The sequence below is a fragment of the Salmonella sp. SAL04214 genome (genome assembly GCF_046550615.1).
GTDB lineage: Bacteria > Pseudomonadota > Gammaproteobacteria > Enterobacterales > Enterobacteriaceae > Salmonella > Salmonella enterica.
On record NZ_JBGDXT010000003.1, the window covers coordinates 234,433 to 250,582 of the forward strand.

The window sequence follows — 16,150 nt, forward strand, 5'->3', positions numbered from 1 at the left end:
GCAGGAGACAATAAAGTGGTTTTTTCTAAAAAACCCATTACTAAATATATAACCTGGGCCATTGTTACCAGTCAGATTCCACTGCCGGTCATTGCTGATAGCGATAATGAAATTCAGTCGTGGATTGCGGGGACGGCATCGTCTATTTCTCCGCATCTGCAGGAGGGGACGCTGGAAGATTATGCCAAAGGAAAAATAAAGGCGTTACCAGGGCAGGCCGCTAATCATCTGGTGAACGAGGGGATAAAGAGCGCTTTTCCGGAGATTATTTTCCGTGGTGGCGTCAATCTTGAAGATGGCGCGAAATATCGCTCATCAGAGTTCGATATGTTTTTTCCCGTCCAGGAAACAACATCGTCTTTACTCTTTGGCCAGCTTGGCTTTCGCGACCACGACAGCAGCAGTTTCGATGGCCGCACCTATGTTAACGTTGGTATGGGTTACCGCCAGGAGGTCAATGGATGGCTGCTCGGCGTCAATACATTTCTGGATGCCGACATCCGTTATTCCCACTTACGTGGCGGCATTGGCGGGGAAGTTTATAAAGACAGTCTGGCCTTTTCCGGCAACTATTATTTCCCTCTCACCGGCTGGAAAACGTCAGCAGTTCATGAATTACATGATGAGCGTCCGGCATATGGCTTTGATCTGCGAACAAAAGGCACGCTTCCCGATTTTCCCTGGTTCAGTGGCGAGCTCACATATGAACAGTATTACGGGGATAAAGTTGATCTATTGGGTAACGGTACATTAAGCCGGAATCCCCGCGCCGCAGGTGCGGCTCTGGTCTGGAATCCTGTCCCCTTGCTTGAGGTCAGAGCAGGATATCGGGACGCCGGTAACGGCGGCTCGCAGGCAGAGGGCGGTCTGAGAGTCAACTATTCCTTCGGTACGCCGTTACATGAACAGCTTGATTACCGCAACGTTGGTGCGCCGTCAATTACGACTAATCGGCGTGCCTTTGTCGATCGTAATTACGATATCGTCATGGCGTATCGGGAGCAGGCCAGTAAAATCCGCATTACGGCAATGCCGGTGTCAGGCCTGTCCGGGACGCTGGTGACATTAATGGCGACGGTAGATAGCCGTTACCCGATTGAGAAAGTTGAGTGGTCGGGTGATGCGGAGCTTCTCGCCGGACTCCAGCTTCAGGGGAGTCTGGGCAGCGGCCTTATCCTTCCACAACTTCCGCTGACGGCGACCGACGGTCAGGAGTATAGCCTTTATTTAACGGTGACTGACAGCCGGGGTACTCGCGTGACCTCCGAGCGTATCCCGGTAAGGGTGACACAGGATGAGACCAATTTCCGTTCATGGATAAATGTTATCAATGACGATGTTCAGGTTGAGGACGGCAACTTTGTTATCAGTACGCCGCTTCCTGCCGGAGAAGAGGGGAAGGTTATTGAGTGGCACTACGTGCGCGAGCGTTCTGAAGAGGAGTGGGCGTCGCTCAAACCACGTCATATTAAGTATCAATCAGATATGCCGGGTCTGGCATTTAAAGCGCTCGGTGGTACAGAGCGTGACGGCCATTGGGTTGAACGGGTTCTGGTGACCCATATCGGCGATGATGCCCGCTCGCTCAAATTACATATTGAAGCAAGCGGACCAGACGATAAACATCCGGTGAAGGGTACCGTACTACTACAAGCGCAGTCAGACAGTATTGCGCAGAAGGTCACTTCTGTGGAGGTGCTTTTTACGCCGGGTACTGAAGAAGCCAACGGAAGCGTTACTGCGCCAGTCGTCGGAACAGAAATGCGAGCCAGAACGCTTTGTGTAAATAACACGGACTGTACTGATGCGTTTAATTATCAGTGGGAAATCTCGGATGAAATGAAATCCTGGCAATCCGTACCGGGGGCGACAAAGGCCACCTGGCTTCTTCCTTATAGTCTTAATGGGGAATCGCTTCAGAATAAATATATCCGCGTCAGAATTATTTCTGATAAAGAAAATGCCAAGAGTTCTACCGCAGCATCTGATGCGAATTAATGTTTTAAAAAGGATCAACAGTGTGTATGTCGAAACATAATCTTATTATCTATAGCCTGCTTCTGGCGGCTGCGCCGATAAGCGTCTTGGCGGATTCGCCAACAACGTCCGCGGCAACCGTCGGGATGTTTTCTCCTCCTACGGCGCCGAGCGTTGGGCACAGGCCTGGAACACCTCGTGATACCTACGAATTGCAGTTTAATGGACTTGGCTTTTCTATTGAAAAGTATACACCTTTTCCGGGAATGACTATTGCGAGGAATGCCAGAAATGTAGGCATCAGAGACCCGGATAATAACTATCAGTCTGCGGAAACTTTTACTACAGTATGTACGTATTATCAGATCAATAAAGATAACTCTCAGCATATACTTAAACGTGAAAAGCCATGTGAGCATAAATTTAATATCCAAAAGGAACATCGGGGTTCAAAGATTAAACTAGAAATTTATAATGAAACGGATATGGCTTCAGCGTCAGGGTACACGCCTGTGCCATCGGTATCTGAGTTCCAGTATATTGAAACAGAAACTATATCTAATACGCCAAGCCCAGATTTAACAGTTATGAGTATAGATAAGTCTGTATTATCGCCGGGTGAAAGTGCCACCATCACAACTATTGTTAAGGATATCGACGGGAATCCTGTAAATGAAGTTCACATTAATAAGACTGTAGCGCGTGAAAATTTAAAAGGCTTATGGGATTATGGCCCTCTTAAGAAAGAAAATGTTCCAGGTAAATATACACAAGTTATAACCTATCGTGGGCATAGTAATGAACGTATTGACATATCTTTTAAATATGCAATGAGTTTCACGAAAGAAATTTCCATCAGAGGAAGACTATAAAACTATATTAATTATTATGTCTAATATAATTCTTTTTATCACCATCATCTTATTATGGATGTTCACCTGGTTTTTTAGCGGATTGCTAAATAATTATTATGGCTAAAATAATACAAACGTTAAAAGGAGAAGTTTTTATGACGCCAACAACAACACAGGATTATATCTCATTGGGTCAGGAACACGCTGTCACCTTTGGCAAAACGCAGCTGACCCTCAAACCCGGTATACTGGCTGAAGGCGAACCATTACCCTGCACAAAGGGGCTGGTGAGCCATAATTTATTACCGGGTTACTGTATCCCAGGGATAAAAAAGCGGATTATTGTCGTTCCGTCACTGGATACGCCAGTTTGTGAATGGCAGGTAAAAGAATATAGTGACCGCCTAAAATCAGCGGGTAGCCACTCAAACCGGGCGGTATATGTGCTGAGTATGGATACGCCATTTGCTCAGGCCCGTTTTATTCGGGAACATGATATTCATCCCGGCATAACCTTTGTTTCTGACTACGCTTGCCGCCAGTTTTTGGATAATTCCGGGCTGAAAATTAATGAGCTCAGTATTTTTGCCAGAGCGTTGATAGAGTGCGATGAAAACAATGTGGTTACGCGTGTTAGTGTACCACGAGATATCACTCATCTTCCTGTTTACTAATCACTTATATCAGCACCGCCCCTGCACAGAGAACCGAATAACCGGCAATGCAGGGGCGCAGGCATTCTCTTGTGTGCCTCCACATTTAATATATATGCTATTGCATCACGCATAAGGAACTGAAAATGATGCCAGCGGATGGGGCAGGTTAACGTTATGGCACCCCTGAATTTCTGCAATAATCGTCTGGTAACCGGAAAGCCACTTATGACTTTGTGATTTGGCCTGCTGGTGCTGTAAATTATTTATCAATAGCTCCATTGATTCGCGGGTCTGCCAGTAATAATTATTAACCATTCTGCCGCTGGCGGCATCGGTATAGCTTTCCATCCCAATATAGCCATCAATAGACTGCGTATAGCGCTCAATCCAGCCATCCAGTTGATAAAACTCTTCGTCGTACTCTTTTTTTTCGAAAATAAAACTTGTCAGAAACAGCGACATGGTATTTCTCCTGTTACGCAATATCAATCAAACACCTATCAACGTGGATTCAAAACGTAAACCTGGCATCATTTTTTCAAGGCCGTCAGTCAGCATGTTTCCTGCCGCGTACAATTCATCAACCGGCATTTCCGGCAAGCTTTCAAGGATAAACCACATCGCTTTATCTGAAGCGCTTAGTCGGGTACGTACTCCCTGACGCCAGTTCCAGCGCCGACAGGTGACGCCTCTGTCATCGCGCCAGATAACTTCGCCCGGTTCTGGCGACTCGGTGGCGGGTTGTCCTTCTTTCAGGGTATCAAATGTTTCACTACCGTCTGCGAAAACCAGCCGCGGCGATCCACAATAAGCCGCGCTATTTTCGCCGCCTACCGGTACGGCATAGCGCAGGCTCACGGCGTTATAAAGATCAACGACCGGGTCCAGCGCCGCCATTGTTCCATCCTTCAACACGCGTTTTCGTAGCGCTTCAGCCGAGCAGGGGGTGCGCTTTGGTTTTGCGCCGAATGCTTTAAACACCGCATTCCAGGCGTCTATATGCGCCTGTGCCCACGTCGGTTGGCCGTTAATTACGGCCTGACAGGCCTCTTTTAACGCGATTTCTCCGACCTGCGCATCACGAATCGGAGCGGCAATAACATTAATACTTAATGCACGAAAGCCGGGAGCGATACGGGCCAGTTCCGGGCTGATTGACGGTAACATAGAAGACATCGCATAATCCTGTAATGACTATTTTCTTCTATGATATCGACCAATGACCAAAAAAGTCAACTTATCGACCACGGCGGGCGCCGACGTCAGCACGATAAATGAAGCTGTTTCCCAACGTATCAAACAATTTCGTAGCCAAAAAAAGATGTCGCTGGATGAGCTTGCGCGGCGTTCCGGCGTCAGTAAAGGAATGCTGGTGGAAATTGAAGGCTGTAAAGCCAATCCAAGCATTGCGCTGTTATGTAAGATCGCGGCGGCAATGGGAGTGTCCGTGGCGGATGTTGTTAACGTCGCCAGCGAGCCGATGGTCCATCTTATCGACCGGGATGCTATTCCGGTGTTGTGGCGCGGCGAGAAAGGCGGCAGCGCAAAACTAATGGCGGGAACCAGCGGGCCGGATATGCTGGAACTCTGGCAATGGATAATGCATCCTGGTGAACAGTTTGAATCGCCAGGGCATCCGGCAGACACCTGTGAATTACTGTTTGTTAATCAGGGAACACTGACATTAACAGTTAATGGTAGACGCTTTATTATTCGGGAGGGCTGCTCCGCTGTAGCCAGAACCGACATGCCTCATGCCTACGTTAACGACACTAATGAGGTGCTTGAATTTACCATGACGGTGAATGAAAAGAGCCGTTGATCACCGTAAGGCGCTAACAACCCGTCATCCGGACAGGGAAGCCTCGGTGCCCGATAAGCGTTATCGGGCACCGGCTATCTTTTATTTTGTCGCAGGCGCGGCCTCCGGGTCATCGATATAGAGCGTCTGGCTTGGGAAGGCGAAGTCAGCGCCGTTTTCCTGGACAATCGCAATAATTTTCAGGTAAACATCCTGCTGTACGGCAAGCCATTCCTGCCATACTGTTGTTTTGGTAAAGCAATACACCATAATATTCAGCGAAGAGTCGGCGAATTCATTAAAATAGACCAACAGCGTCTGTTTCTGATCGATATCTCTGTGCGCCTGCAACATGTTTCTGATAGCGTCAACAATGAGGCCAATTTTGTCGGCATCTTCGTAACGTAATCCAATAACCGTTTTTATTCGACGGTTGGTCATCCGTCCCGGATTCTCAACGCTAATGGATGAAAAGACGGAATTAGGCACGTACAACGGGCGGTGGTCGAATGTGTTAATTCGCGTAATTCGCCAGCCGATTTCGGCGACCGTACCTTCGATATTTCTGTCAGGAGAACGAATCCAGTCTCCGATACTGAAGGGGCGATCGAAATAGAGCATAATACCGGAGAAAAAATTGCTCAGGACATCTTTGCCCGCCATACCAACAGCGATACCGCCGATACCGCCAAAGGTCAGCAGACCGGACAGACTCATGCCAAAATGTTCGCCATACAGTAAGACAATCGCGACAATAATGGTTATTTTTATGACCCGTGCCAGAATACGGGTACTGGTGACATCTCTACCTTTATTGACCTGTGCTTTTTCAAATTGGTTAATAATCAGGAAAAGTTTTATCGTCAGAATAAGCGCAATGAGCGAGGTGCAGATAAAATCAATGACCCCGGAAGAGATAAAACGCAAATTATAATCTTCAATAGCATTATTCAGGATGCTCCCGATGGTCCCAATAATAATCGCGTAAATAAAAAACTGTGCCGCATGGAACGTGAATCCTTTCTTCCACTGTACGTTACGACTGAGCCAAAATCTCACGACCAGCAACGCCATGCCGCAACTGAAAAGTATCGCCAGATTAAATGCGTTTTTGAGAAAAAATTCAGTGAACATTATTGTTTTCCGCTCCTTCCTACGATAACAGCTCAGAATGACCTGATTAACAGGTATTTTACCCAGGATAAACGCGTAGATCATCGATAAGTAAAAAGAAGAAATAGTGCTATCAGCTTTAATCTCAGTGGTTTACTTTTTATGTAAATACAATGTCACGTTTTATGGAGCAGACATCGCGCGATTGTCATGGTATTGTTGCTATCAGGTAAAAAAGTCATCTGTAAAGGACAATACTATGATCATGATGAAGCTGAAATCGGCGAAGGGGAAAAAATTTCTGTTATGCCTGCTGGCGGTGTTTATCGTTGCGGCATCGGTGGTAACGCGCGCGACTATCGGCGGTGTGATTGAGCAATATCATATTCCACTGTCCGAGTGGACAAGCTCTATGTATGCCATTCAGTCGGCAATGATTTTCGTTTACAGTCTGGTGTTCACTATTCTGCTGGCGATTCCTTTGGGGATCTATTTCCTCGGTGGAGATGAGTAACAGGAATAGGGTATTGGCCGGATGGCAGCGCCATCCGGCAGGACGCAAGAGGGATTAATCGTCCTCGTCGTCCAGTTCCACCGGTGTTTGATACTCATCAGGCTTAATGACTAACAGGTCGCAGCGCAGATGGTCAATGACCTGTTCGGCCGTGTTCCCCAAAAACGCGGCCGAGAGTCCGGTACGTCCAACGGTGCCAAGCACAACGATCCCCGCCTGGAGATGTTCGGCAAGATCCGGGATAACTTCTTCCGGCAAACCTTTTTCTACATGCGTAACTTTTTCATCGATGCTGAATTTCTGGCGCAGCGCTTTCATCGCCAGTAAATGCTGGCCTCTGATGGCGTCGTTATACACGCTGGGATCAAATTCCGGCAGCTCAATGGCGATATTGATTGGCGTAACGGGGTAGGCGCCGACCAGGTGTACTTCGGTATGATTAACCTGCTCCGCCAATTGTAAGGTCTCTTTTACCAGCTTTTCGTTGAGAGCATTGTGATAGGGCTCTTCGCTTGCCAGGTTCACGGCGACCAGTGCTTTGCCGCCTTCTGGCCACGGCTGATCTTTGACCATCCACACGGGGCTTGGGCATTTACGCAGCAAATGCCAGTCGGTAGGGGTAAAAATGACCGCTTCCAGTCGATCGTGCTGATGCGCCATTTTCAACACCAGATCGTGACTGCCGGCGATAACCTCCTGGATGATGGCCTCAAAGGGACGATTGTGCCAGACCACTTTAATTTCAATGGGGACACCAGCTTCAAGATAATATTTCGCCTGCTCACGTATCCAGGCTGTGCGTTGACTTATTACGCCCTGACGCATTGCGGTGCGTTCGTCAGGAGAAAGCAGGGTGGTCATCTCATACGAGAAATCGTAAATAGGCAGGAAAGCTTTAATTTTGCCGCCAATCCGTTGATGCAAATAAACTGCTCGCCGTAATGCGGGTTGGTCGTCCTGATTGGGATCGATGACCACCAGCATATTTTGATACATAGCCATACAGGGTCTCCTTACAACTGTCATCGCAGTTTGTAACTAAAGAGTAACTCAAATATGGTGAATGAAACAGAGGAAGCGCTTCTGCCAGATCAATAAATGAGAAAAATTTAACGATATGGCAGAAGATAACATCAATGGTTTAGCTGACGTTTAAGCGACGTTGCGGGTATGACCGGCGAGGGCCGCCAGCGCATCGCTGTTTTCAATAGTAATATACTTACCTTTCACCGCCAGCATACCGCTTTTCTGGAAACGCCCCAGCAGACGGCTAATGGTTTCGACCGTTAAGCCAAGATAGTTGCCGATATCGCCACGGGTCATCGTCAGGCGGAATTCACGCGGTGAAAAACCACGCTGCGCAAAGCGGCGGGACAGGTTGTAAATAAACGCAGCCAGACGTTCTTCGGCGTTTTTCTTCGACAATAACAGGATCATATCCTGATCGCCTTTAATTTCACCGCTCATCAGGCGCATCATTTGCTGACGCAGGTTAGGCATTTTGCCGGACAGGTCATCCAGCGTCTCAAAGGGTATTTCACATACCATTGAGGTTTCCAGCGCCTGTGCAAAGCTCGGATGATGACCGCTGCCAATGGCGTCAAAACCCACCAGGTCGCCTGCTAAATGGAATCCAGTAATCTGCTCATCGCCTTGCTCGGTAATGGTGTAGCTCTTAATCGTTCCGGAGCGGATAGCATAGAGCGATTTCAATTCATCACCTGCTTTAAACAGAGTTTGCCCTTTCTGAATGGGCTTTTTGCGCTCGATGATATTATCAAGCTGATCAAGCTCATGCTCGTTAAGTGTGAACGGGATGCAAAGCTGGCTGATACTGCAATCCTGGCAATGGATAGCACAACCGCCAGACTGAATGCGCCGTATAATTCGCTTTTCCGGGATCATAGGTCTGCTCAAGCCGTAATTGATATTTGTCAATTTTAACATCTTTTTGGTGAGCGCGTAAGTCTGAGCTATCCCGGAGAAGGAATAATTCAAGTATAAGTTTGATGAATACTTTTATCTATTTGAAAACACGTAATTTATTTGTTGTTGCTTTACATAAAAGTGTGACCGATAAGGCACTTTTTGCCTGTATTTTCATAATAAAAGATAGCCTTCATGGCGTAATAGCCACTCTTTTCGCTGCACGCCGCCTGCGTATCCGGTCAGAGTGCCGTTACGCCCAATGACGCGATGGCAGGGAACAACAATACTGATGGGGTTAGCGCCATTCGCAGCACCGACTGCGCGTGCGGCGCCCGGTCGTCCCAGTTGCGCCGCCAGCTGACCATAGTGCGTCACCTGCCCGCAGGGGATAGCGCGCAACGCCTGCCATACTTCCCGTTGAAAAGGTGTGCCCCCTGTGGCGGTTTCCAGGGTATCAATTACGGCGAGATTGCCTGCAAAATAATCTGCAAGCTTATCGCTGAGTCCACCGGGGTTAGTCGCAGAAACGCGTTCATAGCCTTCGTGACGGTAGTGGATATTTAGCAGTTGCTCCATACGATCGCGGTACTGTTCCCACTCAATGGCCCGCAGTCGAAACTGCTCATCGCAAATCACCCATAACGGACCTAATGGCGTGGCTATCTTCTCTTCAAGTAATCTCAGCATCCGTTCTCTCACATCGTCTTAATCTAACGTAAGAGACAAGATATCATGCCAGGAATACCCGCAACCATACTCCTTAAAAGATAGTCAGGGATAACACATTTAGCGCCAGTAATATCGTTGGCGGAGAAAAAGGGAGCCGGGCGAGGCGGTTAATTGCCTGACATTGTCGCTGTTATTGGAAATAACTGTAAACCGTTGTCGGTATAACAGGGCACGGTTATGATAACGGCAGTCGCAAAAACGCTGGAGGATGAACCATGAACCTTGACGATAAAGCGCTGTTTCTTGACGCCATGGAGGATGTCCAGCCGCTGAAACGCCATACTGATGTACACTGGCAGCCAACGCGTAATCTTAAAACGCCCCAGCGTATCGACACGCTTCAGCTTGATAATTTCCTGACGACGGGCTTTCTGGATATTCTGCCGCTGAATGAACCGCTGGAATTTCGTCGGGAAGGATTGCAGCAGGGTGTCATCGACAAGTTACGCAGTGGGAAATACCCTCAGCAGGCCAGCCTCAATTTGTTACGCCAGCCGGTCGAAACGTGCCGAAAAATGCTGTTTCGTTTTATCCTGGAGGCGCAGAAAGAGGGGTTGCGTAATGTCCTGATCATTCATGGTAAAGGGCGAGAGGCGAAGTCGCATGCCAATATCGTCCGAAGCTATGTGGCCCGTTGGTTGACAGAGTTTGAGGATGTACAGGCTTATTGTTCGGCGCTGCCGCACCATGGCGGCGGCGGGGCATGTTATGTCGCGTTACGTAAAACGGTGCAGGCTAAACAGGATAACTGGGAGCGCCATGCGAAGCGTAGTCGGTAAATCGTTGCCGCTGGCGGACAGGACCGCCAGCGCAAGCTCGCGCGAACCCGATTTTATGCCTGATATAACGCCTTATCCAAACGCTCAGGATTCTGCAAGAGAACGGGCGATAACGCTGTCCACAGTAATAACACGGAGAAACAGTCATTCGCTTATTTAAGCGTCTATTAAAATATACTGGCTTTCGACTTAACTATTAAGCAGAAAATGGTGATAAGTACATCACTTGTCAATATGGATGGATGAATATCCTGGCATAGCGAATATAGATGATTTTATCTGTTGCACTAAGGGAAATGGCGATGGTCTGGTATTGAATATGGAGAATGTCAAAGAAACGAATGGCAATAGATATCTGAAATGCTATAAAAATAAAACCTGTCTCCTATCCTGGTTGTAGGCCGTCAAAAATGTTGAGAAATATCAGCGTCAGGACATGCATTATTCTATTCATGGTATGTACGTTTCTTTTAGTGGATACTTTACAAATAGCTTTTCTGCACGATTTCCCTATTTTAATTACGTGTAATATCATTTATCTGATCTCGGCATTACTGCTTTGGTGGTATATGACCTGCTATCTGGTAGTGCCGATTAATACGGTGAAGAAAAGTATTGAAGAGGTCGCAGCAGGAAATTTGTCTATTCATATCTCCGAATTTGGCAATAATTGCGCCGGACGACTCATCCCCGGGATTAATAGCCTGTCGGAGAATATTTCCGCGCTGGTACGTGAAATCAGATCCTCTTCGCAAACGGCAATGACCCTTTCCGAACAACTGGCGGCGCGCAGTCTGTCGCTATCCGTAAAGACGGAACAGCAGTCGGCCTCGCTAATTCAAACTGCCGCCAGTATGGATGAAATGGCGGCGAGTACCAAAAACAATGCGGATAATACCCGAATGGCGAGCATACAGGCGGATTGTGCAACCCAATGCGCCCGTAAAGGCGGTGAATTAATGGTGCGGGTTACAGAAAATATGCGTTCTATTACCGACTGTGCCTCGCAGATGACGGAGATTATTTCATTGATTGACGGTATCGCATTCCAGACTAATATTCTGGCGCTTAACGCGGCGGTAGAGGCTGCGCGGGCGGGCGATCATGGAAAAGGTTTCTCCGTGGTGGCCGGGGAAGTGCGTAATCTGGCGCATCGTAGCGCCGAGGCGGCAAAAAGTATCAAGGCGCTGATCGACGTTACGCATGACAATGTGCGGCAGGGGGCCGCCATAGTGCAGGAGGCTGAAAAAAATATGCGGGAGATTGTTGGCGGCTCCGGGCAATTAAACGTGCTGATGAGTGAAATTTCCACCACCACGCGGGAGCAGGAAAAAGGCATTAACCAGATAACCCTGGCGTTGAGCGATCTGGAAAGCGCAACCCATAGCAATGTTTTAATGGTTGAAGCGTTATCTGCTTCTTCGGATGTTTTAAAGGCGCAGGTGATCGAGTTACAGACTAAAACTGACAAATTTCGTTTAAGCCTGCCGGGTTACAGTGAACATGCTCTGTCGCGCTCTCATGTATCACCTCTTTCGACCATCACCAGGCGCGGCCAGGCCTGATAATACATGTTTGGTAAGCGCCTGTTGCTAAGGCGCTTTTTTCGCACGTTCCCGTCATTCTTTTTGCGCAATGAGAAAATGAGAGATTGCTTAACCTTTCCCGAAAGCTAGACTAACGGCATGAGAGTTGTAACGTGGAGGCGCTGTGGAAGCCATTAAGGGATCGGATGTGAACGTGCCAGATGCCGTTTTCGCATGGCTACTGGATGGTCGTGGTGGAGTAAAACCGCTCGAAGATAATGATGTGATCGATAGTCAGCATCCCTGTTGGCTACATCTTAATTATACCCACCCGGACAGCGCCCGCTGGTTAGCTTCAACGCCTTTACTCCCCAATAACGTGCGTGATGCGCTGGCTGGTGAAAGCTCGCGCCCGCGCGTAAGTCGTATGGGGGAAGGGACGCTCATTACGCTGCGCTGTATTAATGGCAGTACTGACGAACGCCCGGATCAATTAGTGGCAATGCGTTTATATATGGACGAGCGATTCATTGTGTCTACCCGTCAGCGAAAGGTTCTGGCGCTGGACGATGTGGTCAGTGATTTGCAGGAGGGCACCGGGCCCGTAGATTGCGGCGGCTGGTTAGTGGATGTGTGCGATGCGTTAACCGATCACGCCAGTGAATTTATTGAAGAGCTACACGATAAAATTATCGATCTGGAAGATAATCTTCTCGACCAGCAAATCCCACCGCGCGGTTTCCTCGCATTGCTACGTAAACAGCTAATTGTTATGCGCCGCTATATGGCGCCGCAGCGCGACGTCTATGCCCGGCTTGCGAGCGAACGGTTGCCGTGGATAAGCGACGATCACCGGCGCAGAATGCAGGATATCGCCGACAGGCTGGGAAGGGGGTTGGATGAAATTGACGCTTGTATCGCGCGTACTGGCATCATGGCGGATGAAATTGCCCAGGTGATGCAGGAGTCTCTGGCGCGCAGAACTTATACCATGTCGCTTATGGCGATGGTTTTTCTGCCCAGCACTTTTTTAACAGGGTTATTTGGCGTTAACCTGGGCGGTATTCCCGGCGGCGGATGGCGGTTCGGCTTTTCTCTGTTTTGTATTCTGTTAGTTGTCCTGATCGGTGGTGTTACTTTATGGTTGCATCGCAGTAAATGGTTGTAACAAAAGCGCTTTTCAGACCATTTCGGGTGAAAAAACGCTGAGAAATTTGAGCGAAGTCAATAAACCATCTACCTATTCGGGGCAATATCTCTCTCGCAGGTGAATGCAACGTCAAGCGATGGGCGTTGCGCTCCATATTGTCTTACTTCCTTTTTTGAATTACTGCATAGCACAATTGATTCGTACGACGCCGGCTTAGATTAGTCGGCTTTTTTTTGCCTGTAGACTATCTGCGTCTACCCTTTAAGAGTCTGAATGACATTCTGGAGGGTAATATGAGCTGTCTTTTGACCTTATTATATCTACACTCGTCCTTGTCGGACCCGATTCCCACTGACCCTGTTCCCGTTCCTGAGCCGCTTCCCCGTCCTCAGCCGATGCCCGACCCGCCGCCGGACGAAGAACCGATTAAAATGTCGCATCAAACGCCCGGATCTGCGAGGATACGCGCCTGCTGACTATGAGTCGTTACCGCGAGAGTAAATTGTGACCGCTTTTTCAACCCTGAATGTTTTGCCCGCCGCCCAGCTCAATAACCTTACTGAGCTGGGCTATCTTGAGATGACACCTGTTCAGGCCGCAGCATTACCCGTCATTCTGGCGGGTAATGATGTGCGTGTGCAGGCCAGGACCGGTAGCGGCAAAACGGCGGCGTTTGGTCTTGGGCTCTTGCATCGAATTGATGTCACTCTGTTCCAGACACAGGCGTTAGTGCTTTGTCCGACGCGGGAGCTGGCGGATCAGGTTGCCGGAGAGTTACGTCGCCTGGCCCGTTTTCTGCCAAATACCAAAATTCTGACCTTGTGTGGCGGGCAGCCCTTTGGCGCACAGCGCGACTCGCTTCAGCACGCTCCGCATATCATTGTCGCGACGCCGGGGCGCCTGCTGGATCATTTACAAAAAGAAACCGTATCGCTGGATGCGCTGCACATTCTGGTAATGGATGAAGCAGACCGAATGCTGGACATGGGATTCAGTGACGCCATTGATGAGGTGATCCGCTTTGCGCCTGAGACGCGCCAGACGTTATTGTTTTCAGCAACCTGGCCTGACGCCATTGCGGCGATTAGCGGTCGTGTACAGCAGCAGCCAATACGTATTGAAATCGATACGGTAGATGCGCTACCGGCTATCGAACAACAGTTCTTCGAAACGTCTGCGCATGAAAAAATTTCGCTGCTACAAACGTTGCTTAGCCAGCATCAGCCAGCGTCCTGCGTGGTGTTTTGCAATACCAAAAAAGATTGTCAGGCCGTTTGTGATGCGCTTAATGCGGTAGGACAAAGCGCGTTGGCGCTCCACGGCGATCTGGAACAACGCGACCGCGACCAGACGTTGGTGCGTTTTGCAAATGGCAGCGCGCGCGTTCTGGTTGCCACCGACGTTGCCGCGCGAGGGTTAGACATTAAATCGCTCGAACTGGTGGTTAACTATGAACTGGCCTGGGACCCGGAGGTGCATGTCCATCGTATTGGCCGTACGGCGCGCGCGGGAAGCAGCGGCCTGGCGATCAGTTTCTGCGCGCCGGAAGAGGCGCAGCGGGCGAATATTCTTTCAGAAATGCTGCAACTCAAGCTGAACTGGCTGAATGCGCCCGCCCGGCAGTCGTTACTCCCTCTGGCCGCAGAGATGGCTACCCTATGTATTGACGGCGGCAAAAAAGCGAAAATGCGTCCGGGAGATATTTTAGGCGCGCTGACCGGCGATATTGGATTAGACGGGGCGGATATCGGCAAAATTAATGTGCATCCCATGCACGTTTACGTCGCCGTACGTCAAGCAGTAGCGCAAAAAGCCTGGAAGCAGTTGCAAAACGGGAAGATCAAAGGCAAGTCATGCCGGGTACGGCTATTAAAATGATTGATAGTATGGCGTCTCAGCGGAGTGCTGAGACGCCTGCAGATTATTTCACTTCGATAACATCAAGCCGCAACGCCTCTAAGGCGGTGTCATCTTCTTCCGGCTGCCAGCCAGCGGGCTGCAAGGGAATCTCTTCACGATCGAACGCTAAATCGCCGCCGTCGACGACCTCGGAACCATGAGTGATTCCTTTGAAATCGAACAGGTTAGTGTCACAAAGGTGAGACGGCACGACATTCTGCATGGCGCTAAACATCGTCTCGATCCGTCCAGGATAGCGCTTATCCCAGTCGCGTAGCATGTCGGCAATCACCTGGCGTTGCAGGTTAGGTTGCGAACCGCACAGATTACAAGGAATGATAGGGAAGGCTTTGGCCTCAGCAAAACGGATAATATCTTTCTCGCGGCAGTAAGCCAGCGGGCGGATCACGATATGTTTGCCGTCATCGCTCATCAGCTTCGGCGGCATCCCTTTCATTTTTCCGCCATAGAACATATTCAGAAACAGGGTTTGCAGAATATCGTCGCGATGGTGGCCCAGGGCGATTTTAGTCGCGCCCAGTTCAGTCGCCGTACGATACAGGATACCCCGACGCAAACGCGAGCACAGCGAGCAGGTGGTTTTTCCTTCCGGAATCTTCTCCTTCACAATGCCGTAGGTGTTTTCTTCGACGATTTTATATTCTACGCCCAGCTGCTCAAGGTAGGCTGGCAGGATATGTTCCGGGAAACCTGGCTGCTTTTGATCGAGGTTGACGGCGACCAGTGAAAAATTGATCGGGGCGCTTTGCTGCAAATTACGTAAAATTTCCAGCATCGTATAGCTATCTTTGCCGCCAGAAAGGCAAACCATAATGCGATCGCCTTCTTCAATCATATTAAAATCGGCAATCGCTTCGCCAACGTTACGGCGCAGGCGCTTTTGCAACTTGTTGAGGTTGTATTGCTCTTTTTTTGTATTCTTTTGAATTTCTTGCATTATTTCAGTTCTCTGGTACTAAATGGGGCGAACTTTGCAACTACGATAACCGCGCATTCAACATCGCTACTTGTTCGTCGTTCATGTCATCAATCTACATACCGTAAATTTCATACACCATCTGCGCAGTTTCATGCCCCATTTGGCTGGCGATAAATGCCGGGTTCGCTCCTGCCGTCAACAGCCAGCAGGCAAAAGTATGTCGCGTATGGTACGGATTACGGCGACGAATGCCAGCACGTTTTAATAGAGATAGTACCTTCGG

General features: G+C 49.0%; 16 protein-coding genes and 1 pseudogene. 9 read left to right on the plus strand and 8 right to left on the minus strand.

What is annotated here, in order from left to right:
- Positions 1 to 15: 15 nt before the first annotated feature.
- The 3 genes from zirT (at position 16) to ACLJQD_RS06940 (ending at position 3,505) form a co-directional block, all read left to right on the plus strand.
- Entirely contained in the window at positions 16 to 1,998 is a 1,983-nt protein-coding gene (zirT, locus tag ACLJQD_RS06930; RefSeq protein ID WP_017441300.1) for a two-partner secretion translocator ZirT, read from the plus strand.
- A gap of 20 nt (positions 1,999 to 2,018) precedes the next feature.
- Positions 2,019 to 2,849, plus strand: a complete 831-nt coding sequence (gene zirS, locus ACLJQD_RS06935; RefSeq protein ID WP_072103453.1) for a two-partner-like secretion system exoprotein ZirS — start codon at positions 2,019 to 2,021, stop codon at positions 2,847 to 2,849.
- A 98-nt stretch (positions 2,850 to 2,947) separates the two neighbouring features.
- Positions 2,948 to 3,505: a redoxin family protein gene (locus ACLJQD_RS06940; protein ID WP_017441302.1), complete on the plus strand. Its 558-nt coding sequence runs from the start codon at positions 2,948 to 2,950 to the stop codon at positions 3,503 to 3,505.
- Positions 3,506 to 3,610: 105 nt separating this feature from the next.
- On the opposite strand, the gene ACLJQD_RS06945 is transcribed toward ACLJQD_RS06940, so the two are convergent.
- Positions 3,611 to 3,949, minus strand: coding sequence for an antibiotic biosynthesis monooxygenase family protein (locus ACLJQD_RS06945; RefSeq protein ID WP_000051812.1), 339 nt, complete (start codon positions 3,947 to 3,949; stop codon positions 3,611 to 3,613).
- A 27-nt stretch (positions 3,950 to 3,976) separates the two neighbouring features.
- Positions 3,977 to 4,663, minus strand: a complete 687-nt coding sequence (locus tag ACLJQD_RS06950; RefSeq protein WP_017441303.1) for a B3/4 domain-containing protein — start codon at positions 4,661 to 4,663, stop codon at positions 3,977 to 3,979.
- 43 nt (positions 4,664 to 4,706) lie between these two features.
- Here ACLJQD_RS06950 and ACLJQD_RS06955 point away from each other — a divergent pair, with 43 nt between their 5' ends.
- Complete coding sequence (locus ACLJQD_RS06955) at positions 4,707 to 5,309, plus strand: helix-turn-helix domain-containing protein (RefSeq protein ID WP_000163373.1); 603 nt, start codon at positions 4,707 to 4,709, stop codon at positions 5,307 to 5,309.
- 81 nt (positions 5,310 to 5,390) lie between these two features.
- Here the strand turns inward: ACLJQD_RS06955 and ACLJQD_RS06960 are convergent, their stop codons facing one another.
- Positions 5,391 to 6,422: a mechanosensitive ion channel family protein gene (locus tag ACLJQD_RS06960; RefSeq protein ID WP_000493665.1), complete on the minus strand. Its 1,032-nt coding sequence runs from the start codon at positions 6,420 to 6,422 to the stop codon at positions 5,391 to 5,393.
- Positions 6,423 to 6,660: 238 nt separating this feature from the next.
- Here ACLJQD_RS06960 and ACLJQD_RS06965 point away from each other — a divergent pair, with 238 nt between their 5' ends.
- Positions 6,661 to 6,915 carry a DUF2534 family protein gene (locus ACLJQD_RS06965; protein WP_000605645.1) on the plus strand — a complete coding sequence of 85 codons (255 nt, stop codon included), beginning with the start codon at positions 6,661 to 6,663 and terminating at the stop codon, positions 6,913 to 6,915.
- Between the two features lie 54 nt (positions 6,916 to 6,969).
- On the opposite strand, the gene uspE is transcribed toward ACLJQD_RS06965, so the two are convergent.
- The 3 genes from uspE to ogt all read right to left on the minus strand — a co-directional run bounded on the left by uspE (position 6,970) and on the right by ogt (position 9,531).
- The gene (uspE, locus tag ACLJQD_RS06970) at positions 6,970 to 7,917 is read right to left on the minus strand and encodes a universal stress protein UspE (protein WP_001262138.1); all 948 of its coding nucleotides are present in this window, start codon (positions 7,915 to 7,917) and stop codon (positions 6,970 to 6,972) included.
- A 150-nt stretch (positions 7,918 to 8,067) separates the two neighbouring features.
- Complete coding sequence (gene fnr / locus ACLJQD_RS06975; protein ID WP_000611914.1) at positions 8,068 to 8,820, minus strand: fumarate/nitrate reduction transcriptional regulator Fnr; 753 nt, start codon at positions 8,818 to 8,820, stop codon at positions 8,068 to 8,070.
- Positions 8,821 to 9,015: 195 nt separating this feature from the next.
- The gene (gene ogt, locus ACLJQD_RS06980; RefSeq protein ID WP_017441304.1) at positions 9,016 to 9,531 is read right to left on the minus strand and encodes a methylated-DNA--[protein]-cysteine S-methyltransferase; all 516 of its coding nucleotides are present in this window, start codon (positions 9,529 to 9,531) and stop codon (positions 9,016 to 9,018) included.
- A gap of 257 nt (positions 9,532 to 9,788) precedes the next feature.
- Between ogt and smrA the strand changes: the two genes are divergently transcribed.
- The 4 genes from smrA (at position 9,789) to dbpA (ending at position 14,906) form a co-directional block, all read left to right on the plus strand.
- On the plus strand, positions 9,789 to 10,352 hold the full coding sequence (gene smrA / locus ACLJQD_RS06985; protein ID WP_001046799.1) for a DNA endonuclease SmrA: 564 nt from the start codon (positions 9,789 to 9,791) through the stop codon (positions 10,350 to 10,352).
- A 410-nt stretch (positions 10,353 to 10,762) separates the two neighbouring features.
- Positions 10,763 to 11,917 (plus strand): methyl-accepting chemotaxis protein, encoded by a 1,155-nt coding sequence (locus tag ACLJQD_RS06990; RefSeq protein WP_017441305.1) that lies wholly within the window; start codon positions 10,763 to 10,765, stop codon positions 11,915 to 11,917.
- A 145-nt stretch (positions 11,918 to 12,062) separates the two neighbouring features.
- Positions 12,063 to 13,046 (plus strand): zinc transporter ZntB, encoded by a 984-nt coding sequence (gene zntB / locus ACLJQD_RS06995; protein WP_017441306.1) that lies wholly within the window; start codon positions 12,063 to 12,065, stop codon positions 13,044 to 13,046.
- Positions 13,047 to 13,532: 486 nt separating this feature from the next.
- Positions 13,533 to 14,906, plus strand: coding sequence for an ATP-dependent RNA helicase DbpA (dbpA, locus tag ACLJQD_RS07000; RefSeq protein WP_001649336.1), 1,374 nt, complete (start codon positions 13,533 to 13,535; stop codon positions 14,904 to 14,906).
- A gap of 43 nt (positions 14,907 to 14,949) precedes the next feature.
- Here dbpA and ttcA read toward each other — a convergent pair whose 3' ends face one another.
- Both ttcA and ACLJQD_RS07010 read right to left on the minus strand, forming a co-directional pair.
- The gene (gene ttcA, locus ACLJQD_RS07005; protein WP_001156208.1) at positions 14,950 to 15,885 is read right to left on the minus strand and encodes a tRNA 2-thiocytidine(32) synthetase TtcA; all 936 of its coding nucleotides are present in this window, start codon (positions 15,883 to 15,885) and stop codon (positions 14,950 to 14,952) included.
- A 94-nt stretch (positions 15,886 to 15,979) separates the two neighbouring features.
- Positions 15,980 to 16,132, minus strand: a pseudogene (locus tag ACLJQD_RS07010) (tyrosine-type recombinase/integrase); the annotation flags it as partial.
- Positions 16,133 to 16,150: the final 18 nt, after the last annotated feature.